At 74.3% G+C, this 26378-nt stretch carries 20 protein-coding genes; 9 read left to right on the top strand and 11 right to left on the bottom strand.

Annotation, left to right across the window (positions count from 1 at the left end; all coding sequences use genetic code 11):
• Positions 1–289: 289 nt before the first annotated feature.
• From AC6H2I_RS18225 to AC6H2I_RS18210, 4 genes are all read right to left on the bottom strand, one after another.
• Positions 290–4378 (bottom strand): tetratricopeptide repeat protein, encoded by a 4089-nt coding sequence (locus AC6H2I_RS18225; protein WP_497502102.1) that lies wholly within the window; start codon positions 4376–4378, stop codon positions 290–292.
• 138 nt (positions 4379–4516) lie between these two features.
• Positions 4517–7741: an efflux RND transporter permease subunit gene (locus AC6H2I_RS18220; RefSeq protein ID WP_497502101.1), complete on the bottom strand. Its 3225-nt coding sequence runs from the start codon at positions 7739–7741 to the stop codon at positions 4517–4519.
• A gap of 10 nt (positions 7742–7751) precedes the next feature.
• Positions 7752–8864, bottom strand: a complete 1113-nt coding sequence (locus tag AC6H2I_RS18215; protein ID WP_497502100.1) for an efflux RND transporter periplasmic adaptor subunit — start codon at positions 8862–8864, stop codon at positions 7752–7754.
• 28 nt (positions 8865–8892) lie between these two features.
• Entirely contained in the window at positions 8893–9447 is a 555-nt protein-coding gene (locus AC6H2I_RS18210) for a helix-turn-helix transcriptional regulator (protein ID WP_497502099.1), read from the bottom strand.
• 246 nt (positions 9448–9693) lie between these two features.
• Between AC6H2I_RS18210 and AC6H2I_RS18205 the strand changes: the two genes are divergently transcribed.
• From AC6H2I_RS18205 to AC6H2I_RS18195, 3 genes are read left to right on the top strand one after another with little or no spacing between them, the layout of a single operon-like run.
• Positions 9694–11841: an ATP-binding protein gene (locus AC6H2I_RS18205; RefSeq protein ID WP_497502098.1), complete on the top strand. Its 2148-nt coding sequence runs from the start codon at positions 9694–9696 to the stop codon at positions 11839–11841.
• Positions 11842–11896: 55 nt separating this feature from the next.
• Positions 11897–12664, top strand: coding sequence for an SDR family NAD(P)-dependent oxidoreductase (locus AC6H2I_RS18200; RefSeq protein WP_497502097.1), 768 nt, complete (start codon positions 11897–11899; stop codon positions 12662–12664).
• Positions 12661–13119, top strand: coding sequence for a nuclear transport factor 2 family protein (locus tag AC6H2I_RS18195; protein WP_497502096.1), 459 nt, complete (start codon positions 12661–12663; stop codon positions 13117–13119). The genes AC6H2I_RS18200 and AC6H2I_RS18195 overlap by 4 nt, the downstream gene beginning before the upstream one ends.
• Here AC6H2I_RS18195 and AC6H2I_RS18190 read toward each other — a convergent pair.
• The 4 genes from AC6H2I_RS18190 to AC6H2I_RS18175 are packed head-to-tail and all read right to left on the bottom strand — an operon-like array spanning position 13070 to position 17044.
• Complete coding sequence (locus AC6H2I_RS18190; protein WP_497502095.1) at positions 13070–13597, bottom strand: DUF3833 family protein; 528 nt, start codon at positions 13595–13597, stop codon at positions 13070–13072. The genes AC6H2I_RS18195 and AC6H2I_RS18190 overlap by 50 nt on opposite strands.
• Positions 13594–14877, bottom strand: a complete 1284-nt coding sequence (locus AC6H2I_RS18185; RefSeq protein WP_497502094.1) for a class I SAM-dependent methyltransferase — start codon at positions 14875–14877, stop codon at positions 13594–13596. The genes AC6H2I_RS18190 and AC6H2I_RS18185 overlap by 4 nt, the downstream gene beginning before the upstream one ends.
• Entirely contained in the window at positions 14874–15671 is a 798-nt protein-coding gene (locus tag AC6H2I_RS18180; RefSeq protein WP_497502093.1) for a DUF1365 domain-containing protein, read from the bottom strand. The genes AC6H2I_RS18185 and AC6H2I_RS18180 overlap by 4 nt, the downstream gene beginning before the upstream one ends.
• Positions 15671–17044, bottom strand: coding sequence for an NAD(P)/FAD-dependent oxidoreductase (locus AC6H2I_RS18175; protein ID WP_497502092.1), 1374 nt, complete (start codon positions 17042–17044; stop codon positions 15671–15673). The genes AC6H2I_RS18180 and AC6H2I_RS18175 overlap by 1 nt, the downstream gene beginning before the upstream one ends.
• 175 nt (positions 17045–17219) lie before the next feature.
• On the opposite strand from AC6H2I_RS18175, the gene AC6H2I_RS18170 reads away from it, so the two are divergent.
• Entirely contained in the window at positions 17220–17786 is a 567-nt protein-coding gene (locus AC6H2I_RS18170) for a sigma-70 family RNA polymerase sigma factor (protein ID WP_497502091.1), read from the top strand.
• Positions 17783–18472, top strand: coding sequence for a ChrR family anti-sigma-E factor (locus AC6H2I_RS18165; RefSeq protein ID WP_497502090.1), 690 nt, complete (start codon positions 17783–17785; stop codon positions 18470–18472). The genes AC6H2I_RS18170 and AC6H2I_RS18165 overlap by 4 nt, the downstream gene beginning before the upstream one ends.
• 62 nt (positions 18473–18534) lie before the next feature.
• Here the strand turns inward: AC6H2I_RS18165 and AC6H2I_RS18160 are convergent, their stop codons facing one another.
• On the bottom strand, positions 18535–19806 hold the full coding sequence (locus tag AC6H2I_RS18160) for an MFS transporter (RefSeq protein WP_497502089.1): 1272 nt from the start codon (positions 19804–19806) through the stop codon (positions 18535–18537).
• A gap of 221 nt (positions 19807–20027) precedes the next feature.
• Here AC6H2I_RS18160 and AC6H2I_RS18155 point away from each other — a divergent pair, with 221 nt between their 5' ends.
• Complete coding sequence (locus AC6H2I_RS18155; RefSeq protein WP_497502088.1) at positions 20028–21221, top strand: 4-hydroxybenzoate 3-monooxygenase; 1194 nt, start codon at positions 20028–20030, stop codon at positions 21219–21221.
• A gap of 18 nt (positions 21222–21239) precedes the next feature.
• Positions 21240–22541, top strand: coding sequence for a multidrug effflux MFS transporter (locus AC6H2I_RS18150; RefSeq protein ID WP_497502158.1), 1302 nt, complete (start codon positions 21240–21242; stop codon positions 22539–22541).
• Between the two features lie 51 nt (positions 22542–22592).
• Here AC6H2I_RS18150 and AC6H2I_RS18145 read toward each other — a convergent pair whose 3' ends face one another.
• Positions 22593–23684, bottom strand: a complete 1092-nt coding sequence (locus AC6H2I_RS18145; protein WP_497502087.1) for an alkene reductase — start codon at positions 23682–23684, stop codon at positions 22593–22595.
• 181 nt (positions 23685–23865) lie between these two features.
• Here AC6H2I_RS18145 and AC6H2I_RS18140 point away from each other — a divergent pair, with 181 nt between their 5' ends.
• A complete protein-coding gene (locus AC6H2I_RS18140; protein ID WP_497502086.1) occupies positions 23866–24984 on the top strand; it encodes an S-(hydroxymethyl)glutathione dehydrogenase/class III alcohol dehydrogenase in 1119 nt (372 codons plus the stop codon).
• A gap of 13 nt (positions 24985–24997) precedes the next feature.
• Positions 24998–25846, top strand: a complete 849-nt coding sequence (gene fghA / locus AC6H2I_RS18135) for an S-formylglutathione hydrolase (protein ID WP_497502085.1) — start codon at positions 24998–25000, stop codon at positions 25844–25846.
• A 51-nt stretch (positions 25847–25897) separates the two neighbouring features.
• Here the strand turns inward: fghA and AC6H2I_RS18130 are convergent, their stop codons facing one another.
• Entirely contained in the window at positions 25898–26350 is a 453-nt protein-coding gene (locus AC6H2I_RS18130; RefSeq protein ID WP_497502084.1) for a nuclear transport factor 2 family protein, read from the bottom strand.
• Positions 26351–26378 lie beyond the last annotated feature (28 nt).

The following is a 26378-nucleotide window of genomic DNA, read 5'->3' as shown; positions in this document are numbered from 1 at the left end:
CGACCGCCAGTCTTGCCAGAGAAGCCGGCCCAGGGGAAGGGCGACGCCGGTGCGGATGGCGGTGGGGGGCGGGCGGTGGTGAGGGGGGGACGGGCGCCCGGGGGTGGGGGCGAAGGGCGCCCGTCCGTTCCACAACGCCGCCGCAGGGTGTCGCGGCGTTGGGTTCCGATCTGGAATGCATTCAATGTGCAACGACGGCGCGGCGCGGTCCAATCGTTTCTGCCGACGGCGGCGATCGGCGCGGCCGATCGGCGCGGCCGATCGCCGCGGCCGATCGACGGGCGGCGGGTCAGCGCCGCTCCACCGCGCCGTGGCCGGCCCACTCCCGCAGATCGGCGGCCAGCCGGTCGATCGCGGCGCCCCACGCGCCGGCCGCCGGTTGGGTGTACAGCCGCACCCCCGGGTACCACGGGCTGTCGGTGCGCCCCGCCAGCCAGCGCCAGCAGGCGTCGAAGCGCGACAGCACCCACACCGGCGTGCCCAGGCCGCCGGCCAGATGCACCACCGAGGTGTCGACGGCGACGACCAGGTCGAGTTGCGCGATCAGGCCGGCGGTGTCGGCGAAATCCGTCACCGCGTCCATCCAGTCGGTCAGCTCCAGCCCCGGCGGCGGGGTCCGGGCCTGCGCGGCCGGCGCGCCCTTCTGCAGGCTGTAGAAGGCGACCCCCTCGGTCCCGGCGAGCGGGGCCAGCGCGGCCAGCGTCAGGCTGCGGCGGCGATCGACCGCGTGGGCGGCGGCGACCTGCGGGCGCGGATCGCCGGCCCAGGCCAGCCCCACCGTCCGGCGCCGCTCGCCCGCCAGCCGGGCACGCCACGGCGCCTCCCATTCCGGGCGCCGCGGCAGGTAGGGGGCCGGGGGAATGGTCTCCAGCGTCGTCCCGAAGGCAAGCGGAAGGCTCATGAGCGGGCAATGGAGATCGAAGCCGCCGAACGCCTCGTCGGTGCCGTGAACCGCGGCCACCCCGGGCAGCGCCCCCAGCAGGCGCTTCAGCGCCGGCTGCACCGCAAGGATCACCCGCGCGCCGCGCCGCGCCAGCAGCGGCGCGTAGCGCACGAACTGCAGGGTGTCGCCATGGCCCTGCTCGGCATGCAGCAGGATGGTCCGGCCGACGGGGTCCTCGCCGCGCCATTGCGGCACCCGCACCGGCGGCGCGGGCACGTCCGCCATGTCCCACCGCGCCTCGTAGAGCGGCCAGCCACGGCGGTAGTCGCCGGCGCGCAGCCGCGACAGCGACAGGTTGAAGCGCGCCACCGGGTCGCCCGGGCGCAGCACCAGCACCCGGTCGAAGACCGCGGCGGAGGCCGCCAGCCGGCCGTCGCACTGCAGGGCCACGCCCAGCGTGTTCCACGCCTCGGCGAAGTCGGGGCGCAGCGCCAGCGCCCGGCGCGCCCCGGCCGTGGCGGCGGCGAAGGCCCCCATCAGCCGCTGCGCCTCGGCGGCGCCATGGCGGGCCTCGGCGTGGGCGGAGTCCACCCGCAGCGCGTGGCGATGGGCGGTCAGCGCCGCCTCGGGCCGGCCCATGGCCGCAAAGGCGACCCCCAGGTTGCGCCACGCGTCGGTGTGGCCCGGCTCCAGCGCCACCGCCCGGTGGTAGCACGCGACCGCCTGCTCCGGCCGCTGGTCGTCCTGGGCCGCCGCACCCCGGTTGTTGTGGGCGCCGGGGTCGAGCGGCGCCACCGCCGCCGCACGGCGCAGCAGGCGCGCCGCCGTCTCGCGCCGCCCCTCCGCCCGCTCCAGCGCCGCCAGCGCGGCCAGGGACTCGGCGTGGTCGGGCTGGGCGGACAGGGCGCAGCGGTGGGTGGCGCGGGCCGCCGCGGCACGGCCGGCACCGCGCTGGGCCAGGGCCAGGGCGTGCCGCGGTGCGGCCGCCGCCGGATCGAGCCGCACGGCGGCGCGGGCCGGCGCCACCGCCGCCTCCTGGCCGCGCAGCGCGGCCGCCAGGTTGCGCAGCGCCTCGCCGTAGGCCGGGTGCAACGCCGCCGCGCGGCGGTAGTGGCCGGCGGCCGCCCCGCCCCGCCCGGCCATGCGGCAGGCCTCGCCCAGGGTGTTGTGGTAGATCGCCTCGCCCGGGGACAGCCGCAGCGCCGCCCGCACCAGCGGCGCCGCCCCCTCCCCAGCGCCCTCCGCCAGGCGGGCGGCACCCAGCAGGTGGAGCGCGTCGCCGTGGGCCGGAACCATCGCCAGCGTGCGCCGGTACAGCGCGGCGGCGGCGCCGGTCCGGCCGGCGCGATGGTGGGCCAGGCCGGCCGCCAGCAGCGCCTTCTCCGCCCCGGGGGCCGGCCGGGCGGCCGCACCGCCGGCGGCCCGGGGGGTCGCGGCCGCCGCGGCCAGCGCCGCCAGGTCGCGCGCGACGGCCGCGAACACCGGGTCCCAGTCGCCCGGCGCGGGCTGGCGGAAAAGGCGGAGCGTCGGGTACCAGGGACTGTCCCGCCGGTCGGTCAGCCAGCGCCAGCAGGCGTCGTGGCGCGACAGCACCCACACCGGGACGGCCAGCGCCCCGGCGAGATGCGCCACCGAGGTGTCCACCGCGATCACGAGGTCGAGCCGGGCGACCAGCCCCGCGGTGTCGGCGAAGTCCGTGACCGCGTCCATCCAGTCCAGCAGGTCCATGCCGGCCGGCGGCGCCGTCGCCTGGGCCGCGGCGGCGCCCTTCTGCAGGCTGACGAAGCGCACCCCCGGCACCCGGGCGAGCGGGGCGAAGCGATCGAGGGCGACGCTGCGCCGCCGGTCGGTCAGGTGGGCCCGCACGACGTCCGGGCGGGGATCGCCCGCCCACACCAGCCCGACCGTGAGCCGCCCGTCGCGGGGCCAGCGCCCGGCCCAGCGCGCCGACGCGTCGGCCGGCGCCGCCAGGTAGGGCACGGCGGCCGGGATGGTGTCGAGGGTGGTGCCGAACAGGCGCGGCAGGCTCATCATCGGGCACTGCAGGTCGTGGGGCGGCACGGGGTCGCCGTGGCCGAGCACCGTGATGGCGCCGGCCCGGGCCTCCGGCATCGTCGCCACCAGCCGGGCCAGCGCCGGCTGCACCAGCACCACGACATGGGCGCCCCGGCGCGCCAGCAGCGGGACGTAGCGGATGAACTGCAGGGTGTCGCCGTGGCCCTGCTCGGCGTGCACCAGGATGGTGCGCCCGGCCGGATCCTCGCCGGCCCAGGCCGGCCGCGCCAGCGTCGGCGCCGTCAGCTGGGCGGTGCGCCACCGCCACTCGTACTCCTGCCACCCCTCGGCCAGGCGGCCGGACTTCAACAGCACCAGCGACAGGTTGAAATGGGCGTCCGCGTCCGCCTCCCGGGTGGCGATGGCGGCGCGGAAGGCGGCCTCCGCCTCGTCCAGCCGGCCCAGGTCGAGCGCGACGATGCCCACGTTGTTGTGGGCGACGCCGTGACCCGGGTCGAGGCGCAGGGCCCGCCGGCCCAGCCCCTCGGCGGTGGCGTAGGCCGCGCCGTCGGCCGCCCTCAGGCGGGCGATGTAGGCGAGGTTGGCGTAGGCGTCGGCGGCGTCGGGCCGGGCCGCGACGGAGCGCCGGAGGCTCGCCGCCGCGGTGTCCAGGCGGCCGCCCTCCATGAGGGCGTAGGCCCGGTTGTTGTGGGCGTCGGGGTATGCGGGCCGCAGCGCCAGGGCGCGCACGTACAGGGTCTCCGCCGCGCCGTGGCGGCCCAGGGCCAGACAGGCGCCGCCGAGGTTGTTCAGGGCTTCGGCGACATCGGGACGCAGGGCCAGCGCCGTGCGGTAGGCGGCGGCGGCACGGGTGTGCGCACGCTCGGCCATCCAGGCGTCGCCGGCCGACCGCTCCGCCGCGGCGCGAAGCGCCGCCACCGCGGCGTCGCCGGGGGCGAGGCCGTGGGCCGCGGCGGCGGCGTCCCGGGCCGCCACCGCGTCCCCCCGATGGCGGTGCAGGCGCGCCAACGCGAGCAGCATGTCCGCCCCGCCCTGGCCGAGCGCCGCGGCGCGGCGCAGCGCCGCGCACGCCGCCACCGCGGCGCCGGCGGCGTCCAGCACGAGGCCCAGGTTGCGGTACGCCTCCCCGTAGGCCGGATTCTCGACCACGGCACGGCGGTAGGAATCGGCGGCGGCGCGCCCATCGCCGAGCACCCGCCACGCCTCGCCCAGGCTGTTGCGGAAGGCCGCCCGCTCGCCGCCGCCCCGCAGGGCGCGGCGGATGCCGGGCAGGGCCGCGGCGGCCCGACCGCGCTGCAGCTCGACGAGGCCCAGCAGGTGCAACGCGTCGGCCAGGCAGGGCGCCGCCGCCAGCGCCCCCCGGTAGAGCCGCGCCGCCACCTCGAGCCGCCCCGCCCGGTGGTCGTCCAGCGCCTGCCGGACGAGGTCCTCGGGGTGCGGACGCGGGGGGCGGGCGTCGACGGGGATGGAAGCGTGCATCGGCTGCTTATGCCATGGCCGCGACCGCCCTGTCTTCTCCGGCCGCGCCGTTTCCACCCCTCTTTCGAAACACGGGGGGCGGGGGCACCGGGTCACGCCGCCCGGTCCGGCGGGCGGCGATCACGCGGCCGGTGGCGGTCACTCCGCGGCGTCGCGGACGTCGGTGTTCCCCTGCTCGCGCGCCGGCGTCGCGCGCCGCCAGGGACGGTGGCGGTCCCACCACCGGGCCAGCCGGGCCCGCGCCCGCACCCGCCAGGCGTGCAGGTTCGCCTTCGCCATCAGGGCGCAGGGCGTCACCACCAGGGTGAGCACGGTGGCGAAGGCCAGGCCGAAGACGATGGCGGTGGACAGCCCGACCCACCACTGGGTGGCCGGGGCGCCGAAGGTGACGTCCCGGGTCAGCAGGTCGATGTTCATGCCGAAGGCCAGCGGCAGCAGCCCGAGCACCGTGTTGAAGGCGGTCAGCATGACCGGCCGCGCCCGCTCCGCGCCGGTGCGCAGGATCGCCTCGAAGGGGCTGGCCTCGGTCAGCTTGTATTGGTCGTAGGTGTCGATCAGCACGATGTTGTTCTGCACCACCGTCCCGGCCAGCGCGATCACGCCGACGCCGGTCATGACGATGCCGAAGGGCTGCCCGGTGACGATCAGCCCGATGGTCACCCCGATGGTCGAGAGGATCACCGAGGTCAGGATCAGGAAGGCCGAATAGAAGCTGTTGAACTGGGTGACCAGGATGATCGCCATGATGAACAGGGCCGCCACGAAGGCACGGCTGAGGAAGGCGGCGCTCTCCTTCTGCTCCTTGTCCTCGCCCTCGAAGCTCGAGCCGACGCCGGCCGGCAGCGGGTGGGCGGCGAGCCAGGCGCGCAGCGCGCTCACCGCGTCGTCGGCCAGCACCCCGGGGGCGACGTCGGCCTTCACCGTCATCACCCGCTCGCCGTCCACCCGGTCGATCTGCCCGACCTTGGGGCGCGCCACCCGGTCGACGAAGTTGCCGACCGGCACGGCGCCGCCGCCGGCGTCGATGCGGATGCCGTCGATCTGGTCGACGGTGCGCAGGGCGCGGGGGTAGCGCACGACGATGTCGATCTCGTCGTCGGCGTCGTCGGGCCGGTACTCGCCGATCTTCAGGCCGTTGGTGACCAGGCGCACGGCGTCGCCCACCGCGGTGACGTCGAGGCCGAAGCGGGCGGCCTGGGCGCGGTCCACCTCGACCTGCCACTCGATGCCGGGCAGCGGCCGGGTGTCCTCCACGTCGACCATGCCGCCGACCGCGTCGAGACCGGTGCGCACATGGCGCACCGCCGCGGGAAGCCGCTCCGCATCGCGGGCGTCGAGGCGGACCTGCACGGCCTTGCCGGTCGGCGGCCCCTCGTCCTGCTTGCGCGGTTCGACGACGATCCCGGCGAGGTCGGCGGTGCGGGCCCGGATGTCCTCCAGCACCACGGACGCCGCCCGGCGCTCCTGCCAGTCCCTGAACTCCAGGGTGATCTGGCCGATCACGTCCTCGGGCACGTCGCGCCCGACCGGCGGCTTGCCGGTGCGGGTGTAGACGCTCTTGAAGTCGTCGAGCGCCAGGATGCGCTGCTCCACCTCGCGCACCAGCACGTCCTGCTCGTGGATCGACAGGTTGCCGCGGGCGTGGACCAGCACGGTGGCGTTGGTCGGCTCCACCTCGGGGAAGAACTCGACGCCGTTGCCGTGCAGGGCGTAGTAGCCCTGGATCGCCACCAGAAGCAGGGTCGAGCCGATGAGGACCTTGGCGGGGTGGCGCAACGCCACCCGCAGCAGGCCGACGTACCAGCCCGTCGGCGGGTGCCGCGGGCCCGCCGCGTCGGCATCGTCGTCCGCCCCATCGCCGCCGCCGGGCTCCGGGCGGACGGCCGGCGCGACGTTGGGCTTGCCCACCAGGGCGCCCAGCGCCGGGATGAAGATCAGCGCCATCAGCAGCGCCGCCAGCAGGGTGGCGAACTGGCTGATGGGCAGGAACTTCATGAACTCGCCGACCACCCCCGGCCAGAACAGCAGCGGCGCGAAGGCGGCGAGCTGGGTGGCCGTCGAGGCGATGATCGGCCACGCCATGCGCCGCGCCGCCACCGCGTAGGCCTGGCGCTTGGCCATGCCGTCGGCCATCTTGCGGTCGGCGTATTCGGCGACGACGATGGCGCCGTCGACCACGTTGCCGGCGGCGAGGATCAGGCCGAACAGGACGACGATGTTGATGGTGTGGCCCATCCCCGCCAGCACCAGCATGGCGGTGAGGAAGGAGCCGGGCACCGCGACGATGATGAGGGCGGAGGTGCGCATCCCCAGGGTGGCGACGACGATGATCATCACCAGCAGCACCGTCACCGCCAGGTTGTTCTCCAGGTCGCCCAGCATGGTGCGGATGTCCTGGGAGCGGTCCTGGGAGTAGGTGATCTCCAGCGCCGCGGGGAAGAAGGCGCGCTCCGCCGCCACCGTGGCGCGGACCTGCTCGATCGTCTCGATGATGTTCTCGCCCGTGCGCTTGGTGATCTCCAGGGCGATGGCCGGCTTGCCGTCGACGCGGGCGAAGCTGTCGGGGTCCTTGAAGGTGCGGCGGACCTCGGCCACGTCGCGGAAGCGGACGACGGCGTCGCCGTTCACCTTCACCGGCATGTCCCAGATGTCTTCGACCGTCTCGAACAGGCCCGGCACCTTGACCGCGAAGCGGCCGGCGCCGGTGTCCAGGTTGCCGGCGGCGACCAGCCGGTTGGAGCGGTTGAAAAGCTGGGCCACGGCCGCCGGGTCGATGCCGTAGCTCTCCACCCGCATGGGGTCGATCACCACCTCGACCAGCTCCTCGCGGTCGCCGGCGATCTCGGCCTTCAGGACGGCGGGGATGGCCTCGACGCGGTCCTTCAACTCCCGGGCGGCCGCCAGCAGCGTGCGCTCCGGCAGGTCGCCGGACAGAATCACCACCAGGACCGGAAAGAGCGAGAAGTTGACCTCGTTGACCGTCGGTTCCTCGGTTTCCGCCGGCAGGTCCGCCTTGGCGCGGTCGACCCGCTCGCGCACGTCGTCCAGCGCCAGATCGGCGTCGAACCCGGCGTCGAACTCCATGATCACGTTGCCGCCGCCCTGGTAGGCGGTGGCGCGCATCTCCTTCAGCCCCTCGATGGTGCGCAGCTCCTGCTCCATGGGGCGCAGCAGCAGGCGCTCGGCATCCTCGGGCGAGATGCCCTCGTAGGCCATCGAGACGTAGATGATCGGGATGTTGACGTCGGGCGCCGCCTCCTTGGGGATCTCCTGGTAGGCGACCCACCCCGCCGCCAGCAGCAGCACCAGCGTCGCCAGGACGGTGCGGGTGTGGCTCAGGGCCGCCCCGATCACGGTGTTCATGCCGGGCCCCTCACGACGCGCCGCCGGGTGTCGCGTCGACCGGGGCCACGCGGTTGCCCGCGGCGACGTACTCGTGGCCCACGGTGATCAGGCGCAGCGCGTCGGGCAGCCCGGTCAGCCACACCCCCTCCGGGGTGGTCGCGGCGATCTCGACGGGCAGGAAACGGACGCGGTCGTCGGCGTCGACGACCTTGACGCCGACGCTGCCGTCGTCGGCCAGCGAGAGGGCGGAGGGCGACACGAAATGGCCCGGGCGCTCGCCGGTCGGCAGGCGAAGCTGGGCGGTCAGCCCGGAGACGACGGCGTGGCCGGGGTTGTCCAGCTCGAGCTCGACGCGAAAGGTGCGGGTCGCCGGATCGGCGGTCGCCGCCACATAGGTGAGGCGCCCGGGCACCGCGGCGACCCCGTCGAAACCGCCGACGATGCGGGCGGTGCCGGCCTGGCCGACGCGCAGCGCGCCCACCTGCAGCTCCGAGGCGAAGCCGACCACCCGCATGGGGTCGAGGTCGACCACCGTCGCCACCGGGTTGCCGATGTCGAGGAAATCGCCGACCTCGACCGGGCGGGCGTCGAGCACGCCGTCGAACGGGGCGGCGATGGTGGTGTGGGCGAGGTCGATCTCGGCCCGGCGCACCGCCGCCCGGGCCGCCTCCAGCGCGGCCGCGGCCTGGGCCAGCTGGATGTCGGTGTTGTGGCCGCGGGTGTTCAGGCTCTCCGCCGCCTTGTGCTCGATCCGGCGCTGGGCGAGCAGCGCCCGCGCCTGGTCCACCTGGACCGCCCGGTCGTCCTCGGCGAGGCGCACCAGCACCTCGCCCGCCGTCACCCGCGAGCCGCGCGCCACCGGAACCGCCTCGACACGGCCGCGCGCCTCGGCCCGCAGGCCGACGCTGCGCGACGCCTCGGTGCGGCCCTGCAGAACCACCTCGGCCGTCATCGGCCGGGCCGTCAGGCGCACCACGCGCACCGGCTGCGCCGGGGCCGGCGTCGCGTCCGGCGAGGCCGGCGCCGCGGCGGAGGGTGCGGCCTCCGGCCGGGGCGGCGGGTCGCCGCCGACCTGGCCGGACAGCACCCAGAGCACGGCCCCGACGGTGACGACGCCGGCGATGACAACGGACCGATTCATGACACTTCTCCACCGCCGCCGGACGCGGCTATTCGGCGACGCGCCGCTCGTGCTCGCCGGACGCCCGCACCAGCGCCTCCCGGTTGGCCTCGAGGTAGTCGGCGGCGGCGCGGTAGACGGCAAGGCCGTAGCCCAGGGCGAAGGCGTGCCCCGCCTCCTTGGGACGGTCGGCGCAGCCTTCCATGCGGGCGATCGCCGCGCGCAGCCAGGCAAGGCGCTCGCCGATCACCCGGTCGATGTGGTCCGGCGGCAGGGATTGCCCGAAGAAGGCGATGAACAGGAAGTCCGAGCGCACCTTGTCCGGCCCCGGTGGCGCCAGAAGGGTCGCGTACAGGGCGTCCCGGCCCGCCGCGGTGAGCCGGTAGACGACGCGGTCGCGGGCGTCGGCCGCCCCGTCCACCCCCTCCGGCGCGCCGGCGGCGATCGTCCCCTCGTCCACCAGGCGCTTCAGCGCCGGGTAGATGGAGGCGAACGCCGCCTCCTGGAAATGACCGAACGGCCCCCGCTCGAACCGCTTGCGGATCTCGTACCCGGTCGCCGGCCCGAGGGACAGCGCCCCCAGGCACAACGTCTTCACATCCATCGCGGCACCGCCCGCTCCACCGTGGCGGACACCGTACTGTAGCGGTCCGATATATGCCAGTCCGTAATATCGGGGGATGGCGCGATCCGGTGCGGCGCAACGCCGCTCCGGCCCGACCCGCCCCCCTCGAACGTCGGATGGGGCCCGGCCGAAGGTGAGGCGCCCCCACCGAAGCGCTTAGTGACAGACGGGTGCGATCTGGTACGGTCTGCCATCGAAACGCGTGCAACGAATTCCCTCTTTTGGATGAGCGAACGCACCGGGCTCCGCGACATCTGGCTGCTTCCCCTGGCCTCGCTGCTGGCGCCGCTGCTGCTGCTGGCGGTTGTGGCGTGGCGCGACCACGACCGCGCGTTCGCGCAGGCCGAACGCCATGTCGAACGCACCAGCGCCGTCCTCTACGAACACACCCTGCGCCTGTTCGAGACCTTCCGCTTCGTGGTGGACGAGGTGGCCGACCGCATCGCCGAGCGGTCCTGGGAGGAGATCGCCGCGTCGGCGGAGATCCACGGGTATCTGAGGCGGCTGGACGACGGCTTCACCCAGGTCGGCGGGGTCGTCCTGGTGCGCCCCGACGGCCGTCCGGCGAACAGCAGCGAGGGGTTCCCGCCGGCGACCGCGTCGCTGGCCGACCGCGACTACTTCCAGGCGCTGCAGGGCGGCGCGGACCGTTTCGTCAGCGCCGCCTACCCCGGCCGCAAAACCGGCAACCCCATCTTCAACGTGGCGCTGCGGCGGTCCGGCCCGGACGGCGGGTTCGACGGGGTGATCCTGGCGTCGGTGGACATCCGCGACGTCGCGGAGTTCTTCCGGCGGGTCAACGCCGATCCCCGCGACCTGGTGTCCCTGGTGCGCGACGACGGGGTGATCCTCGCCCGCGACCGCGGCGGCCCGCTGATGCGGCTGTCCCCGGACAGCGGCTTCATGCAGGCCATCGCCGCCGCGCCGGACAGCGGCGTCTACCGCGCGGCCGCGCAGAGCGACGGCAGCGAGCGGCTCTTCGCCTACCGCAAGCTGCCGGGCTCCCCCGTCTACGTGGTCTATGGCCGGGCGACCGCGGTGGTCCTGGAGGAGTGGCGCAACCAGGTGGCGTTCACCGCCTTCGTCGCCGTGCCGCTGGCGCTGGCGCTGGCGATCACGGCGTGGCTGGTCGTCCGCAAGGCGCGCGCCGAGCGCGCGGCGGTCGCCCTGTTGCGCCAGGAATCGGAACGCCGCCGTCACGCCGAGGAGCTGGTGCGGAAGGTCCAGAGGCTGGAGATGCTGGGCCAGATCTCCGGCGGGATCGCCCACGACTTCAACAACCTGCTGATGGTCATCACCAGCAACCTCTACCTTGCCCAGGCGCGCACCCGGGGCGCCGGCTCCCAGGGGCCGGGGCCGTTCATCGACACCGCCATGCAGGCGGCTTACCGCGGCGGCCAGCTCACCCAGCAACTCCTCACCTTCGCGCGCCAGCAGACGCTGAAACCGGAGGTCCTCGCGCCGGCGCCGACCCTGGCGGGCATGATCGACGGCATGCTCAAGCGGTCGCTGCGGGGCGACATCGCCATCGAGGCCGACCTGCCGGACGACACCGGACCGGTGGAGGTGGACCGCACCCAGTTCGAGCTGGCGATCCTCAACCTGGCGGTCAACGCGCGCGACGCCATGCCCGACGGCGGCACCCTGCGCATCGCCGCGGCCAACGTGACGCTCGGCGACGGCGCCCCCGGCGGCATCCAGCCCCCGCCGCAGCTGACGGGGCCGTTCGTGGCGCTGACGGTGGCCGACACCGGCAGCGGCATCGACCCGGCGGTGCGCGACCGCGTCTTCGACCCGTTCTTCACCACCAAGGACATCGGCAAGGGCACCGGGCTGGGCCTCAGCCAGGTCTTCGGCTTCGCCACCCAGTCCGGGGGAACGGTGACCCTGGAGAGCACGGTCGGCGTCGGCACGACCATCACGCTCTGCCTGCCGCGCAGCGCGGCCGCCCCCGGCGACGGCGCCACCCCGCGGGCGGAGCGCCCGCCCGACGGCCGCGGGCGGCGCGTCCTGCTGGTCGAGGACAGCCCGGAGATCGGCCGCTCCACAACCATCCTGCTGGAGGGCTTCGGCTACGCGGTGACCCTGGTGGACAACGCGCGCGCCGCGCTGGAGTCGTTGGCGAAGGGACGGCGCTTCGACTTCCTGCTGTCCGACATCGTCATGCCGGGCGACCTCAACGGGCTCGACCTCGCCCGCACGGTGCGGCAGCGCTACCCCGACGTGCCGCTGATGCTGACCACCGGCTACTCCAGCGCCGCCAGCACCGCGGTGGAGGAGGGTTTCCTTCTGCTGCACAAGCCCTACCGGCCGGAGGCGCTGGCCGACGCGGTCGACAGCCTGCTGGGTGCGCGAAACCGCGGCGCCGCGTGATCCACCCCGGCGGCGCGGGCGTACCGGTCCGACACGCCACGCCGGGAGGGAGCCCATGGACGACGACCGCGACCCCACGCCGCAGGGCCTCGCCTGGATCACCGGGGCGAGCAGCGGCATCGGCCGGGCGCTGGCCTTTCGTCTGGCGCGCGACGGCTGGACGGTCGTCGCCTCGGCGCGCTCGGCCGGCGCCCTCGACGCCCTGGCCGCGGCGTGCCCGGCGATCCGGCCGCTGCCGCTCGACGTCACCGACGCCGCCGCCGTGGGCGACGCGGTGGCGGCCATCGAGGACCGCTGGGGACCGGTCGGGCTCGCCGTCCTCAACGCCGGCACCCACGCCCCGATGGGACTCGGCGACTTCTCCGCCGCCACCGCCCGCCGGGTGATGGAGGTCAACTACATGGGTGTCGTCCACGCTCTGGACGCCCTGCTGCCGCGCCTGCGGGCGCGCCGCGCCGGGCGGGTCGCGGTGGTCGCCTCGGTGGCCGGCTACCGCGGCCTGCCGACGGCGGCGGCCTATGGGCCGAGCAAGGCGGCGCTGATCAACCTGTGCGAATCCCTGGCCCCCGACTGCACCGCCGCCGGCATCCGCCTCCAGGTGATCAACCCCGGCTTCGTCGACACCCCGCTGACCGAACGGAACCCGTTCCCCATGCCGGCCATGGTGTCCGCCGAGACGGCGGCCGACGCGATCGCCCGCGGCCTCGCCGGCCGCCGCTTCGAGATCACCTTCCCCCGCCGCTTCACCCGCGCCTTGAACCTGGCGCGCTGCCTGCCGTACGGCGCCTATTTCGCCCTCGTGCGGAAGGTCACCGGGGCATGAGCGGGGACGCACGGCGCGACGGCCTCGACGCCTGGGCGGCGTTCCTGGAAACCCTGGACGCCGCCGCCCTCGACCGCCTCGACGCCCTCACCACGCCCGGGGTGCGCTTCAAGGACCCGTTCAACGACGTGCACGGCCGCGCCGCCCTGCGCGCGGTCCTGGCGCACACGCTGGACACCTGCCGGGATCTGAGCTTCGCCGTCTCCCACCGCGCGGTGATCGACGGGCTGGGCGTCCTGCGCTGGCGATTCGCGGCGACCGTCGGGGTGGTCGGGCGGCTCGACGTGCCGGGCATGAGCGAGGTCCGGCTGGAGGAGGACGGGCGGGTGTCCGCCCACATCGACCACTGGGACGCCGGGGAGCATGTCTACCAGCGCCTGCCGGTCCTGGGCGCCCCCCTTCGCCTCATCCGCCGGCGGATCGCCGGTCGCCCAGGGGCTGGAAGAACAGGCTGACGGTGCCGATCCACAGGCCCCAGCGGCGCACATGGGCGCGGTTGATCAGCACCCCGTCGGGCTGCAACAGCATGCGGTCGTCGAACCCCACCCGCCACACCGCGTCGCCCACCGCCATGTCCATGGTGTAGCGCCAGCTCAAGACGTTGCCCGCGGCGCGGCCGCGGGCCACGCCGACCACCCCGTCGGCACGCCCTTCGTAGGTGCCGGTCGCGGTGCGCGCGATGCGCCAGACCCGCCGTTCGGTCGCCCCGTCGGCGTAGAGGAAATCCTCGGTCAGCACCAGCTCGCGGCCGTCCCAGGCGCCGACGATGTCCACGGTGAACTGGCGGCGCACCGCCCCGAAGCGGTCCTCGAACACCCCCCAGGCGCGGGTGCGCCCGGCGAAATACTCCTCGATCCGCAAGTCCGGCCCGCCGCCGGCCGGGGTGGGCGGCGGCGTGGGGGGCGCCGCGGCGGGCGGATGGCCACCCGTCATGGGGCACCCGGGCGGCGCAGGCGCCACAGGCCGACGTCGATGGTCCCGGCGCGGAACCCCGCCTCGCAATAGGCGAGGTAGTAGTCCCACAGGCGGCGGAACCGCGCGTCGAACCCCCGGCCGGCGCCGTCCCGGCCGGCGCTGTCCCGACCGGCGATGTCCCGACCGGCGATGTCCGGCCACGCGGCGTGGAAGCGCCGCCGCCATTCGGCCAGGGTGCGCGCGTAGGACAGGCCGAAGGTCTCCACATGCTCCACCACCAACCCGGCGCCCGCCGCCTGCTCGCGGATCGCCGCCGGGCAGGGCAGCATGCCGCCGGGGAAGACGTGGCGCTGGATGAAGTCGCAGCCGCGGCGGTAGCCGGCGAACCGCGCGTCGGCGATGGTGATGGCCTGGATCACCGCCGCCCCGCCCGGCGCCAGCCGGTCCCGCAGCACGCCGAAATAGCGGGGCCAATGGGCCTCGCCGACCGCCTCGATCATCTCGATGGAGACGATGCGGTCGAACCGGCCCTCGACGTCCCGGTAGTCCTGGAGGCGGAGGTCGGCGGCGCCGCCCAGCCGCGTCCGCGCCCACGCGAGCTGCTCCCGGGAGAGGGTGAGGCCGACCACCGCCGCACCGCGCCGGCGCACCAGGTGCTCGGCCATGCCGCCCCAGCCGCAGCCGATCTCCAGCACCCGCTGCCCGGGCGCCACCTGCAGCAGGTCGGCGGCGCGGCGCAGCTTCGCCTCCTGGGCCTCCTCCAGGGATTCCCCGCCGGTGGCGTAGAGGGCCGAGGAATAGCTCATGCCGGGGTCGAGCCAGAGCCGGTAGAACTCGTTGCCGAGGTCGTAGTGGAAGGCGATGTTGCGCCGGCTGCCGCCGCGCGAGTTGGCCCGGCTGCGGTGGATCACGCGGTTGATCCCACGCGCCACGGCGCTGCCCCAGGTCGCGCCGCCGATGCGCCCCTCGTTGCGCACGATCAGTTCGAGCAGCGCCGGCAGGTCGGAGGCCCGCCACAGCCCGTCGACGTACCCCTCGGCGAAGCCGACGTCGCCGCCCAGCAGCATGCGCCGGGCGGCCGCGCGGTGGTCGAGCACGAGGGCCGAGCGGGGCGCGCCGGCGGGGTCGCCGAACCGGAAGGTGCGCCCGTCGGCGGTGGTCAGGTCCAGCGCCCCCTCGCCGATCCGGGAGGCCAGCCCCAGAAGGGCCTCGGTCCAGGGGCTGCGGACGGGCGTCAGGCGGCGCCACCAGGGCAACGGGCGCGCCCCGGACGCGGCGGTCGCGGTCAGTTCGCTCATCGGGGAAGGTCCTCGCGAAGGGGGGTGGCGACGAGGGTGACGGGGTGCGCCGGGGCCGGCGGCCGCGGCCGGATGCTCAGCCCCTTGCGCCACAGCGCCAACGCCTGCCAATGGATGGCGGCCATCACCTTCGCGGTCATCAGGGGGTGGCGCAGCCAGGCCGCGGCCAGGGCGCGGTCCGACAGCTCGACCCGCCGGCCGGTCAGCGCCGCGTGCAGCACGGACCCGCCGGAATCGGTCTGGTTGATCGCCACGGCGACGCTGGCGCCGGGTGGCCGGATGCGGAAATGGTAGGTGGTCTCCATGTCCATGAAGGGGGAGACGTAGAACGCCTTCGCGCAGGCATGGCGCACCAGGCCGTCGGCGTCGACCGTCGCCGGCACCAGGTAGCCGTGGCGTTCGCCGAAGGTGTTCGAGACCTCGTGGAGGACCGCCACCAGGGCGCCGTCGCGGTCGTGGCAGAACCACACGCTGAGCGGATTGAAGACGTATCCCAGCACGCGCGGGAAGCAGAGCACCCGCACCGCGCCGCCGGTCGGCAGGCCGGCGGCGGCGAGCTGGCCGTCGATCCAGCCGCGCACCGGCCGCCCGTCGCCCGGCCCGTGATCCCGGTCATGGAAGGAGGTCAGGGCGAAGCGGCCATGGGCGAACAGCCGCAGGCGCCGGTCCAGCTCGGCCAGTTCGTCCAGGTCGACCAGCAGGCTGAAGACGCGGTGCGCCAGCCGGTGGCGCACCGGCCTCAGCCGGCGGTGCACCACCGTGCCGAGGTAGAGGCCGGAGGCCAGCGCGGTCATCAGGCGGCCTCCGACGGCGACAGATGGCGGCGCGACGGGGCGAGGTGGATGCGCCCGGACTCGTTCTCGACCACCCAGGGCCGGCGGACCCCGCCCAGCGCCTCGGCGACGGCCAGGCCGGCCTGCAGCCCGTCCTCGTGGAAGCCGGCGCCGAACCAGGCGCCGCAGAACCAGGTGTTGCGCTGGCCCTGCAGCGACCACAGCCGCTGCTGGGCGCGCCGCGCCTCCAGGTCGAACACGGGGTGGTCGTAGAGGAAGCTGCGCAGGATCGTGCCGTCGCGCGGCGGCCGGACCGGGTTGAGGGTCACGAACAGGTCGCGTTCGGGTGGCAGGAACGCCTGCAGCCGGTTCATCCAGTAGGTCACGCACAGGGCGTCGCCCGGCCCCTCCGGCCCGCCGGGCGCGCGGCCGCCGATGTAGTTCCAGCTCGACCACACGGCGCGCCGGCGCGGCATCAGGCCGGCGTCGGTGTGCAGCATGGCCAGGTTGCGCTGGGAGCGGAAGGCGCCGAGCAGGGCGCGCTCGGCGGGGCCGGGATCGTCGAGCAGGGCGAGCGCCTGGTCGGCGTGGGTGGCGATGACCACCTGGTCGTGGCTGTGCACGGCGCCGCGGCGGTCCTGCACCAGCACCCGGCCGCCCTCGCGCCGCACCCGCTCCACCACCGTGTCGAGGCGCACCGCCCCGCCCAGGTCGGCGGTCAGGCGCCGCACGTAGGCACGGCTGCCGCCCTCGACGGTGCGCCAGGCCGGACGGTCCGCCAGCTTGAGCAGCCCGTGGTTCTGGCAGAAGCGGACGAACGCGGCGGCCGGGTGGTCGCGCATGGTGTCGGCCGGGGCCGACCAGATCGCCGCCGCCATGGGCAGCAGGTGGTCCTCGACAAAGGCGTCGGAATAGCCGCCCTGCTCCAGGAACGCCCCCAGGGTCAGGTGGTCGGGCTCCGCCTCGTCGAGCAGGCGCGGGGCGGCGCGGTAGAAGCGCACGATGTCGCGGACCATGCGCAGGAAGCGCGGCCGCACCAGGTTGCGGCGCTGGGCGAACAGCGCCCCGAGCGAACTGCCGGCGTATTCCAGTGCGCCGCCGTCGAGCGAGGCCGCGAAGGACATGTCCGTCGCCCGCGTCGCCACCCCGAGGTGACGGAACAGCGCCGTCAGGTTGGGGTAGTTGGGCTCGTTGTAGACGATGAACCCGGTGTCGACCGCCACGCCGTCGCCGGCGTCGACGGTGTTGGCGTGGCCGCCGGCCCGGTCCTCCTTCTCGTACAGGGTCACTTTGTGGGTGCGCGACAGCAGCCACGCCGCCGACAGGCCGGCGATGCCGGAGCCGATCACCGCCACGTCGAGGGGCCGGGGGGGACGAAGGGGCAGGACGGTCATCGGGGGCGTTCCGGGTTGCAAGGCATCATGCTGGACGTTACGGGCCGCCCCCGGCGGCGGATCACCGCATTTTGTGGTGATCCGCGGCGCACCCCGCCGCGTATCAGGCGGCATGATGGGCACACCCGCACATTCCCTGGAGCCGGACCCGGCTCCGCCACCGTCGGAGCCGCCGATGGCCGCCACGGCGACACCGGCGGCGGCGCTGTCCGCGGCCATCGTCGCGATCGCACGGCACCAGGACCGGGCGGCCTTCGCCCGGCTGTTCGGCCATTTCGCACCACGGGTGAAAGCCTATCTGGTGCGGCTGGGCGTCGGGGCGGCGCAGGCCGAGGACCTCGCCCAGGAGACGCTGCTGACGGTCTGGCGCAAGGCGGCGCTGTACGACCCGGGCCGGGCCGAGGCGGCCACCTGGGTGTTCACGATCGCGCGCAACCTGCGGATCGACGCCCTGCGCCGCGAACGCCACCCCGAGGTGTCGGACGAGGCGCTGGCCGACCACGCCGACGACCGCCCCGACGCCGAAACCCTGGTGGCGACCGGCCGGCGGAACGGTGCGCTGCGGGCGGTGCTGGCGACCCTTCCGGCCGATCAGGCGGAGGCGGTTCACCTGTCCTTCTTCGTCGACCTGCCCCACCCGGCCATCGCCGAGCGTCTCGGCCTGCCGCTCGGAACCGTGAAGTCGCGCCTGCGCCTCGCCATGATCAAGATCCGCAAGGCGCTGGGAGAGGATTGCCCATGATGAGCCCGAAACACCACCCCAGCGATGCGATGCTGTTCGCCTACGGCGCCGGCGGCCTGGACGAGGGTGTGTCGCTGGCCGTCGCCACCCACATCGCGCTGTGCCCCCACTGCCGCGCCGCCGCCGCCGCGGTCGATGCGCTGGGCGGCGCGCTGCTGGACGATCTGCCGCCCGACGCCCTGGCCGACGGCGCCCTGGACCGGGCGCTCGCCTGCCTGGACGCGCCGCCGGCCGCCTCCCTGAGCGCCTCCCCGCCCGCCATCGCCGCGGCGGCGGCGGCGGCGGACGCGCCGGGCTCGCACCGGCGTTTCCCGGAGCCGCTCGCCTCCTATCTCGGCCCCGGGTTCGAGACGCGGTGGCAGCGCATCGCCCCCGGGGTGGCGCGCATTCCCCTGCTGCCGCGCACCGCCCATGGCGGCAACGCCCAGCTGCTGCGCATCGCCCCGGGAACCGCCCTGCCCCACCACGGCCATGGCAGCGTGGAGCTGACCATGGTGCTGGCCGGGTCCTTCGCCGACGAGTTCGGCCGCTACGGGCCCGGCGACATCGGCGAGGCGGATTCCGAAACCCGCCACCAGCCGATCGCCGACGGCCACGAGGAATGCGTCTGCCTGATCGCCACCGACGCACCGCTGCGCTTCACCGGGCTGGTCGGCCGGCTGATGCAGCCGTTCGTCGGCCTCTGATCGCACCGCCGCGGCCGCACGCCGCGGGTGCCGGCTCGGTCCCCCCGCGGGCGGGATGGCCGTCAGCGCGCGGCGGGCGCCCCCTCCAGGACATGGCGGTCGCGCCCGGCGGCGAAGCCGAAGGCGATGGAGAGGAGCCCCACGGCGACGAAGAACGCGCCCGGCACCGCCCAGCCGCCGCTCCAGTCGTGCAGCAGCCCCACCGCGAACGGGCCGGCCGAGGCCAGGGCATAGCCGACGCTCTGGGCCATGCCCGAGAGGTGGGCGGCGACGTGGGCGTCGCCGGCCCGCAGGACGATCAGGGTCAGCGCGATGGCGAAGGTCCCGCCCTGGCCGAGGCCCAGCGGCACCGCCCACACCCACACGCCCTCCAGCGGCGCGAACATGCAGCCGACCATGCCGACCAGCGACAGCCCGACCACCACGGCGATGGCACCGCCCTGGGTGCGGCCGCGGGTCGCCAGGGTCGGCGCCACCAGCGCCGCCCCCACCTGGATCATGATCGAGGCGGAGACGACCAGCCCGGCGGCCACCGGGTCGAGGCCGCGGTCGCGCAGGCACGCGGCGAGCCACGCGAAGATGATGTAGGCCAGCGACGACTGCAGCCCCATGAACAGGGTGACCTGCCACGCCAGCGGGTCGCGCCACAGGCCGCGCACCGGCGCCCGCCGTGCCGCGGCGCCGCCCCGGCGCGGCGGCATCAGGGGCCACCACACCAGGGCCGCGACCACCGCCGGAACGGCCCAGAACGCCAGGGCGGGCGCCCACGACTCCGCGCCGCCGACGGCGCGCGCCAGCGGCAGGGTCGCCCCCGCGGCGGTCGCCGCCCCGGCGCACATCGCCATGGTGTAGACCCCGGTCATCAGGGCGGAGCGGCCGGCGAAGTCGCGCTTGACGATGCCCGGCAGGAGCGCCCCGGCGATGCCGATGCCCGCCCCCGCCACCACCGCGGCGATGAGCTGCACGGGGTAGTCTGGCACCAACCGCAGGACCAGCCCGGCGGCGAGCAGGGCCACCGCGGCCAGCACCGCCCGTTCGCTGCCCAGCCGCCCGGCCAGCCGCGGCGCCAGCAGGCCGCACAGGCCCAGGCACAGCACCGGGGCGGTGGTGAGGACGCTGGCCGCGGTGGCGGAGACGCCGGTGTCGCGCACCAGCTCGGCCAGCACCGGGCCGACGCTGCTGAGCGCCGGGCGCAGGTTCGACGCCACCAGCACCAGGGCGCCCGCCACCAGCAGCGGGTGCGCCGGGGTCTCCGGCACCGGACGGTCCTCGGCGTCGATCAGCAGGTCGTCGGCCAGGGCGGGCACCGGACGCGGCGCGGGGGTGTCGGGCATGGGGGTGTCCTTGGGCATGGCGGCGCCACCCTATCGCGCCGCCACCGCCCAGGGAAGGCAGCGGGCGCACCGGCGCTTTGCATACACCACAACGCCGACCGGCACCCCCGCGGCGGCCGTTCACGCTTGTGCGCCGCCTTGGCCCGCACGTATGGTCGTCGGTTGGCAGGACCATCCGCCGGCGCGACGGCGCCCAATGAATACAAGTTGGGGGACGACCCATGAACCCACGTTCGGAGCGCACCCAGGTCGGCATCGTCGGCGCCGGACCGGCCGGGCTGTTCCTGGCCCATCTGCTGCACCGTCTGGGCATCGCCTCGGTGGTCCTGGAGTCCCGCAGCCGGGAGGCGATCGAGGGGACGATCCGCGCCGGCGTCCTGGAGCAATGGACGGTCGACCTCATGAACCGCATGGGGCTGGGCGCGCGGATGATGCACGAGGGCCATTTCCACACCGGCATCACCCTGCGCTTCGACCGCACCAGCCACCACATCGACATGGAATCGCTGACCGACGGCAAGTGGGTCACCGTCTACGCCCAGCACGAGGTGATCAAGGACCTGGTCGCCGCCCGGATCGGCGACGGCGGGCGGATCGTCTTCGGCGTCGCCGACGTCTCCCTGCACGGGCTGGACGGCGACGCCCCGGCGATCCGCTACCGCGACGCCGACGGTGAGCCGGCCGAACTGCGCTGCGACTTCGTCGCCGGCTGCGACGGCTTCCACGGCCCCTCCCGCCAGGCGATCCCCGCGGCGGTCCGCACCGAGTACCAGCACCTCTACCCCTTCGGCTGGCTGGGCATCCTCACCGCCGCCCCGCCCTCCCATCCCGAACTGGTCTACGCCCGCCACGACCGCGGCTTCGCCCTGCTCAGCACGCGTTCGCCGGAGGTCCAGCGCCTCTACGTCCAGTGCGACCCGCGCGACGCCATCGCCGCCTGGTCGGACGACCGGATCTGGGCGGAGCTGCACACGCGCCTGGAAACCCGCGACGGCTGGACCCTGGCCGAGGGACCGGTCCTCCAGAAGGGCATCATCGCCATGCGCAGCTTCGTCTGCGACCCGATGCAGCACGGCCGCCTGTTCCTGTGCGGCGACGCCGCCCACATCGTGCCGCCCACCGGCGCCAAGGGCCTCAACCTCGCGGTGGCCGACGCGGTGTACCTGTCGCGCGCCCTGGAGTCGCACTACGCCCGCGGCGACGGCGACGGTCTCGCCGCCTACACCGCCACCTGCCTGCGCCGGATCTGGAAGGCCGAGCGCTTCTCCTGGTACATGACCACCATGCTGCACCGCAACGACGCCGAGACCCCGTTCGAACAGCGCATCCATCTGGCGGATCTCGACTATCTCGTCCATTCCCGGGCCGCCTGCACCGCGCTGGCCGAGAACTACGTCGGCCTGCCGCTGGACTGAGCGGCACGGGGGGGGGACCTGGGCTGCTTTCCGCGCAGGGCTGCGCGCCTTGCTGCGCGCGGCGAAGCGACGCACTTTGCCGCCATGCCCCATTCGACCGCCCTGCCGCCGAAGGCGGACGACATCCGGTTCGCGGAGTTCGTCGCGCTGATCGCCCTCCTCATGGCGCTGACCGCGCTGTCCATCGACATCATGCTGGTGGCGCTGCCCGACATCGCCGCGCGCTACGCCGTCGTCTCGGCCAACGACCGCCAGCTGGTGATCACCGTCTACATGCTGGGCTTCGCCGCCGGGCAGCCGTTCCAGGGACCGCTGTCCGACCGCTTCGGACGCAAGCCGGTCCTGGCGGTGGGGCTGGTGGTGTTCGCGATCGGCTCCGTCGGGGCGCTGCTGGCGCCCGATTTCAACACCCTGCTGGCGGCCCGCGCCGTGCAGGGGCTGGGGGCCGCGGCGCCACGGATCGTCGCGGTCGCCATCGTCCGCGACCGCTTCGCCGGGCGCGACATGGCCCGGGTGATGTCCTTCGTGATGATGATCTTCATCGTGGTGCCGGTGGTGGCGCCGGCGCTGGGCGAAGGCATCCTTCGCATCGCCTCCTGGCCCTGGATCTTCGGCGTCCTGTTCCTGGCGGCCGCCGCGGCGCTGGCCTGGTCGGCCGTGCGCCTGCCCGAGACGCGGCCGGCCCACGACCGCATCCCGCTGTCCGGCCCGGCCCTCACCAACGCCTTTCTGCGGGTGGTGCGCACCCGGCGCAGCCTCGGCTACACCATCGCCACGGGATTCCTGTTCGGCAGCCTGCTGGCCTATGTGGGCAGCGCCCAGCAGGTGTTCGTCGACGTCTACGGGCTGGGCGAGCTGTTTCCCTTCGTGTTCGGCGCCATCGCCGCGGCCATGGCGGCGGCGTCGCTGACCAACGCGCGGCTGGTCGGACGGATCGGCATGCGCCGCGTCTCCCACGCCGCCCTGCTCGGCTACGTCGTGGTCTGCGCCGCCATGACCCTGGCCGGCTTCCCCGCGGACCTGCCGCTGCCGCTGTTCTGCGCCTACCTCGCGGCGACCTTCTTCGCCTTCGGCCTGATCGCGCCGAACTTCAACGCGCTGGCCATGGAGCCGCTGGGCCACGTCGCCGGCATGGCCTCGTCCTTCATCGGCTTCTACACCACCGGGGCCGGGGCCGTGCTGGGGTGGGCCATCGGCCACGCCTTCGACGGCACGGTGCGGCCGCTGACCATGGGCATCGCGGCGTGCGGCGCCCTGGCCCTTGCCGCCGTCCTGGTCACCGAGCGCGGCCGGCTGATGGACCGCCGCGACGCCGGGTGAGGCGACGGCGGTCCGGCCGGGACGCGCGTCCCGGCCGGACCGGACGCCCGCTCAATCCGCGGCCAGCGTCGGATAGTCCGTGTAGCCCGTGGCGCCGCCGCCGTAGAAGGTGGCCTGGTCGGGCTCGGCCAGGGGGGCGTTGCGGCGCAGCCGCTCCACCAGGTCCGGGTTCGAGATGAAGGGCCGGCCGAAGGCGACGAGGTCCGCGTGGCCGCTCTCCACCGCCTGGATGGCGAGGTCGCGGGTGTAGCTGTTGTTGGCCATGTAGCAGCCACGGTAGAGCCGGCGCAGCGCCGCGAGGTCGCCGCCGAAGCCGGGGTGCGGTGCGCGGGTCTGGCCCTCGATCATGTGGAGGTAGGCCAGGGCGTAATCGTTGAGCCGCTCGATCACCGGGGAGAAGGTGGCGACGGGGTCGCTCTCCTGGGCGTCGTTGCTCGGGCTCAGCGGCGACAGGCGGATGCCCACCCGGTCGGCCCCGGCCTCGGCGACCACCGCGTCGAGCACCTCGAACAGGAAGCGCGCCCGGTTCTCCCGGCTGCCGCCGTAGGCGTCGGTGCGGGTGTTGGTGCCGTCGCGCAGGAACTGGTCGATGAGATAGCCGTTGGCGGCGTGCACCTCGACCCCGTCGAAGCCGGCCGCCAGGGCGTTGCGGGTGGCGGTGCGGTAGTCCTCGACGATGCCGGGGATCTCCCCGACCGCCAGCGCCCGCGGCTCGGGAATGTCGACGAAGCCGGATTCGGTGAACGCCTTCATCGCCGGGCGCACCGGCGACGGCGCCACCGGAAGCGCCCCGTCCGGCTGCAACGACGGGTGGGAGATCCGGCCGACGTGCCAGAGTTGCAGCACCATGCGGCCGCCGCGGGCCCGCACGGCGTCGGTCACCCCCCGCCAGCCGGCCACCTGGGCGGCGCTGTGGATGCCCGGCGTGTACGCGTAGCCTTTGCCCTGGGGCGAGATCTGCGTCGCCTCGGCGATGATCAGCCCGGCGCCGGCCCGCTGGGCATAGTATTCGGCGTGCATCGCCGTCGGCGCCGCGTCGGTGTTGTTGGCCCGGCTGCGGGTCAACGGTGCCATGACCACACGGTTGGGCAGCGTCATGCCGCCAACAGTCACGGCGTCGAACAATGTCTTGGGTTCGGCCATTGCGACCTCTTGCGATGGGTTGGCGTTGGGTTGGGTGTGCTTCGCACCGGCCCAAAGTATAGGGTGCACCGCCGCGCCGACCACCGTACCATCCGCGCATGACGCCCTCCCGCGCGCGCCGGCTTGACCGCCGCGGCGCGGCCGCCGGGAGGAGACGCAAGGGAAAGGGAGAGAGAGCACGATGGTCAAGTCGCGAGCCGCGGTTGCCTGGGAAGCCAAGCGCCCGCTGGAGATCGAGGAGGTCGAGGTGGCCGCGCCCCGGCAGGGCGAGGTCATGGTCAAGCTGGTCGCGACCGGCGTCTGCCACACCGACGCCTACACCCTGTCCGGCGCCGATTCGGAGGGTGTGTTCCCCTGCATCCTCGGTCACGAGGGCGCCGGCGTGGTGGTCGAGGTCGGGCCGGGCGTCACGTCCGTGGCGGTCGGCGACCACGTCATCCCGCTCTACACGCCGGAATGCGGCACCTGCAAGTTCTGCCGCTCGGGCAAGACCAACCTGTGCCAGGCGATCCGCGCCACCCAGGGCAAGGGGCTGATGCCCGACGGCACCACCCGCTTCACCGCCAAGGGCCAGCCGGTCTTCCACTACATGGGGACCTCGACCTTCTCCGAGTACACGGTGCTGCCGGAGATCGCGGTCGCCAAGATCAACAAGGAGGCGCCGCTGGAGAAGGTCTGCCTGCTCGGCTGCGGCGTCACCACCGGCATGGGCGCGGTGATGAACACGGCCAAGGTCGAGCCAGGTTCGACGGTCGCCATCTTCGGCCTGGGCGGCATCGGCCTGTCGGCGATCATCGGTGCGGTGATGGCCAAGGCCTCGCGCATCATCGGCGTCGACATCAACCCGTCCAAGTTCGACATCGCCCGCAAGCTGGGCGCCACCGACTGCATCGACCCGCGCGACTACGACCGGCCGATCCAGGAGGTGCTGGTGGAGCTGACCGACGGCGGCGTCGACTACTCGTTCGAGTGCATCGGCAACGTCAAGGTCATGCGGGCCGCCCTGGAGTGCTGCCACAAGGGCTGGGGCGAGTCGGTGATCATCGGCGTCGCCGGGGCCGGCGAGGAGATCGCCACCCGCCCCTTCCAGCTCGTCACCGGACGGGTGTGGCGCGGCTCCGCCTTCGGCGGCGTGCGCGGCCGCTCGGAGCTGCCGGAGTACGTGGAACGCTACCTCAAGGGCGAGTTCGAGCTGGACACCTTCATCACCCACACCATGGGGCTGGACCGGATCAACGAGGCCTTCGACCTGATGCACGAGGGCAAGAGCATCCGTTCCGTCATCATGTACGACCAGTGAGCGGGAGGGACCGGTGAGCGAGGAAACCAGCGTCGTCGCGGCCAACAAGAGCTTCGGCGGCTGGCACAAGCGGCTGCGGCACCGCTCCACGGTGCTGGGCTGCGACATGGTGTTCGCGGTGTACCTGCCGCCGCAGGCCGAGGCCGGCCCGGTGCCGGTGCTGTACTGGCTGTCGGGGTTGACCTGCACCGACGAGAACTTCATGCAGAAGGCCGGGGCGCAGAAGCTGGCGGCCGAGCTGGGCATCGCCATCGTCGCTCCCGACACCAGCCCGCGCGGCCCGGACGTCCCCGGCGATCCGGACGGCGCCTGGGACTTCGGGCACGGCGCCGGGTTCTACGTCAACGCCACCGAGGCGCCGTGGTCGACCCACTACCGCATGCACGACTACGTGGTGCGGGAGCTGCCGGGGCTGGTGGAGCGCACCCTGCCGGTGAGCGACCGCCGTGCCGTGGCCGGCCACTCCATGGGCGGCCACGGCGCGCTGGTGTGCGCCTTGCGCAACCCCGGCCGCTACCGCTCGGTGTCGGCCTTCGCGCCGATCGTCAACCCGTCCCAGGTGCCGTGGGGCGAGAAGGCGCTGGGCCGTTATCTCGGACCGGACCGGGCGGTCTGGGCGAAGTGGGACGCCTGCGCGCTCCTCGCGGACGCCAAGGAGCGGCTGCCCCTTCTGGTCGACCAGGGCGAGGGGGACTCCTTCCTCAACACCCAGCTCCAGCCGGACGCCCTGCGCCGGGCCGCGGAGGCGGCCGGGCACCCGCTGACCCTGCGCCTCCAGCCGGGCTACGACCACAGCTACTACTTCATCGCGTCCTTCATCGACGACCACCTGCGCCACCACGCCACGGCGCTGCGGGGGTGAGCACCGGCCCTCCCCCGGGGTCACCCCCGGGGGAGGGTCCGCCCGACCCGGTCACCGGGAGGGCGCGAAGCGGCGCTCCGGCCTGAGCAGCACGACCAGCCACGCCCCCCCGTCCCTGATGAACTCGGATTCGTACCGGTCCACCGCGATGGGCAGGTCCAGCACCGCCGGCCCGTCGTCGGGCGCCGGCCGGCCCGCGTAGGTCAGCACATCGAACGCGGCGCGCCCGCGCCCGGCGGCCACCTCCAGAAGCAGGAAGTTGCTCACCAGGTGAACGGTGCGGCGGCCGGCCGGCCGGCACCCCATCTCCTCGGATATCTGGGCACGGCCGACATGAGCGTGCCCACCGTGGTACCACACGCCGTGCGCCGAGAACGCCGCGGCCACGCCCGCGGCGTCATCGTGATCCAGGCCGGCAAACAGTCGGATGACCGACTGTTCCATCGCCATCAGGGACAGCAGGTCGTCGCCGCCGGCCGGTAAGGACGTCGCAGAGCCGGTCATCGTCCCACTCCTTGGTGTTGAATCGCGC

The organism is Azospirillum sp. NS33 (assembly GCF_059703765.1).
Note: the sequence above shows the minus strand (reverse complement) of the source record. Positions and strands in the feature narration are given on the sequence as shown.

What these genes read in the sequence shown, in the direction of transcription:
- AC6H2I_RS18210 (WP_497502099.1), bottom strand. Translation starts at nt 9,447, where the DNA reads ATGGATGTGAAGACGTTGTGCCTGGGGGCGCTGTCCCTCGGGCCGGCG.
- AC6H2I_RS18170 (WP_497502091.1), top strand. Translation starts at nt 17,220, where the DNA reads ATGGCCGCCACGGCGACACCGGCGGCGGCGCTGTCCGCGGCCATCGTC.
- AC6H2I_RS18200 (WP_497502097.1), top strand. Translation starts at nt 11,897, where the DNA reads ATGGACGACGACCGCGACCCCACGCCGCAGGGCCTCGCCTGGATCACC.
- AC6H2I_RS18130 (WP_497502084.1), bottom strand. Translation starts at nt 26,350, where the DNA reads ATGACCGGCTCTGCGACGTCCTTACCGGCCGGCGGCGACGACCTGCTG.
- AC6H2I_RS18180 (WP_497502093.1), bottom strand. Translation starts at nt 15,671, where the DNA reads ATGACCGCGCTGGCCTCCGGCCTCTACCTCGGCACGGTGGTGCACCGC.
- AC6H2I_RS18215 (WP_497502100.1), bottom strand. Translation starts at nt 8,864, where the DNA reads ATGAATCGGTCCGTTGTCATCGCCGGCGTCGTCACCGTCGGGGCCGTG.
- AC6H2I_RS18140 (WP_497502086.1), top strand. Translation starts at nt 23,866, where the DNA reads ATGGTCAAGTCGCGAGCCGCGGTTGCCTGGGAAGCCAAGCGCCCGCTG.
- AC6H2I_RS18175 (WP_497502092.1), bottom strand. Translation starts at nt 17,044, where the DNA reads ATGACCGTCCTGCCCCTTCGTCCCCCCCGGCCCCTCGACGTGGCGGTG.
- AC6H2I_RS18195 (WP_497502096.1), top strand. Translation starts at nt 12,661, where the DNA reads ATGAGCGGGGACGCACGGCGCGACGGCCTCGACGCCTGGGCGGCGTTC.
- AC6H2I_RS18190 (WP_497502095.1), bottom strand. Translation starts at nt 13,597, where the DNA reads ATGACGGGTGGCCATCCGCCCGCCGCGGCGCCCCCCACGCCGCCGCCC.
- AC6H2I_RS18145 (WP_497502087.1), bottom strand. Translation starts at nt 23,684, where the DNA reads ATGGCCGAACCCAAGACATTGTTCGACGCCGTGACTGTTGGCGGCATG.
- AC6H2I_RS18225 (WP_497502102.1), bottom strand. Translation starts at nt 4,378, where the DNA reads ATGCACGCTTCCATCCCCGTCGACGCCCGCCCCCCGCGTCCGCACCCC.
- AC6H2I_RS18160 (WP_497502089.1), bottom strand. Translation starts at nt 19,806, where the DNA reads ATGCCCGACACCCCCGCGCCGCGTCCGGTGCCCGCCCTGGCCGACGAC.
- AC6H2I_RS18220 (WP_497502101.1), bottom strand. Translation starts at nt 7,741, where the DNA reads ATGAACACCGTGATCGGGGCGGCCCTGAGCCACACCCGCACCGTCCTG.
- AC6H2I_RS18205 (WP_497502098.1), top strand. Translation starts at nt 9,694, where the DNA reads ATGAGCGAACGCACCGGGCTCCGCGACATCTGGCTGCTTCCCCTGGCC.
- AC6H2I_RS18155 (WP_497502088.1), top strand. Translation starts at nt 20,028, where the DNA reads ATGAACCCACGTTCGGAGCGCACCCAGGTCGGCATCGTCGGCGCCGGA.
- AC6H2I_RS18185 (WP_497502094.1), bottom strand. Translation starts at nt 14,877, where the DNA reads ATGAGCGAACTGACCGCGACCGCCGCGTCCGGGGCGCGCCCGTTGCCC.
- AC6H2I_RS18165 (WP_497502090.1), top strand. Translation starts at nt 17,783, where the DNA reads ATGATGAGCCCGAAACACCACCCCAGCGATGCGATGCTGTTCGCCTAC.